This is a genomic window from Streptomyces sp. NPDC007084 (assembly GCF_040703595.1).
GTDB lineage: Bacteria > Actinomycetota > Actinomycetes > Streptomycetales > Streptomycetaceae > Streptomyces.
Window position 1 is genome coordinate 228,643 of sequence record NZ_JBEYFY010000006.1, and the last position, 1,433, is coordinate 230,075.

Genomic DNA, 1,433 nt, shown 5'->3' on the forward strand with positions numbered 1-1,433 from the left:
GCCGGTCGCCCGGCTGTCCTCTGTCTCTGCTGTCCTGCTGGCCGGTCGCCCGGCTGTCCTCTGTCTCTGCTGTCCTGCTGGCCGGTCGCCCGGCTGTCCTCTGTCTCTGCTGTCCTGCTGGCCGGTCGCCCGGCTGTTCCTCTGTCCCTGCTGTCCTGCTGGCCGGTCGCCCGGCTGTCCTCTGTCCCTGCTGTCCTGCTGGCCGGTCGCCCGGCTGTCCTCTGTCCCTGCTGTCCTGCTGGCCGGTCGCCCGGCTGTCCTCTGTCCCTGCTGTCCCGCTGGCCGGTCGCCCGGCTCACCGCTGTGCCGCCTTCCGGCCGGCGCGTCGCCCCGCCGGCCGGTGAGCCCGCGGAGCGCCCCACGTCGGGGAGCGTGCCGTTGCCCAGATCGGGGGACCTTTTCCGCGCGGCTCACCCGAGGGGATCCGCTCGTTGCGTTGGCTGATCGCATGATGAGCAGAGGAATGGCGTGCCGGGTGGTCTCGGTGCTGCTGGCGGTGGTGGCTGCCGTGCCCGTCGGGTCGGCCGTGGCCGTGGCCGCGCCGGCACCGCCCCCGCCCACGGGTGGCCGCCCGCTGACCGGACCGGCGTCGCCCGCCTTGGTGGGCCGCGTGGCGACGGGCCGCCCGGCGACCCCCCGTACCGCGCCGGGCCGCCCCGCACCGGGCCGTGCCTCGGCCGGCCCCGCCTCCGTCGGATGCCTCGCCGGGACAGGGCCGTATCAGCGGCAGGTCGAGGGGTGGTTGAAGCTGGGCGTGGACGGCAGGCAGTCCCGTGCCGACTGCCGGGCCGTGCGGGCCTTCCAGGTCAGGCAGGGGATCAGGCCCGCGAACGGCTACGCCGGGCCCGTCACCTGGGCCCGGATGCGAGAGCTGTCCCTCCGCAGCTCCCCGGCGACCGCCGCGAACGGAGCGGCCACCGGAACGTCCACGGCTGCCGTGACCGGCGTCGAGGCCGCCACCGCCACCGCCGGCTGCCCCGTCCGCTCCTACCGGGTCGCCTGTGTCGATCTCAAGCGGCAGCTCACCTGGGTGCAGAAGGGGGGCAAGACGGTCTTCGGGCCCGTTCCTATGCGTAGCGGCGGGGTCGGGCACCGCACTCGGACCGGGTGGTTCCGGATCTACTGGAAGCACAAGAACCACTGGTCGACGCTGTACAACGCGCCCATGCCGTACGCCCAGTTCTTCAGCGGCGGGCAGGCCTTCCACGCCGTTTCCGGAAGCATCAACACCACCGGCGGCTCCATGGGCTGCGTGAATCTGCGGCTCGCCGACGCCCGCCGGCTGTGGGGCGTCCTCAAGACCCGCGACCACGTCTACGTCTGGGGCCGCAGGCCCGGCAGCTAGGGCGTGTCGTTTGGATCAGGTGGCGCCGGAGTGCGGCGCCTTGTCGGCTGGGCCGAGCGGGGCAGGGTGCGTGCAGCTGCAAGGCGGA

The 1,433-nt window shown here is 74.0% G+C and carries 1 protein-coding gene; it reads left to right on the forward strand.

Going from position 1 to position 1,433, the window contains the following annotated elements:
* The first annotated feature begins 448 nt into the window (after positions 1 to 448).
* Complete coding sequence (locus AB0912_RS08710) at positions 449 to 1,345, forward strand: L,D-transpeptidase family protein (protein ID WP_366697207.1); 897 nt, start codon at positions 449 to 451, stop codon at positions 1,343 to 1,345.
* Positions 1,346 to 1,433 lie beyond the last annotated feature (88 nt).

Bases quoted from the DNA above. Each gene is read 5' to 3' on its own strand.
- AB0912_RS08710 (WP_366697207.1), top strand. From the start codon at position 449: ATGATGAGCAGAGGAATGGCGTGCCGGGTGGTCTCGGTGCTGCTGGCG.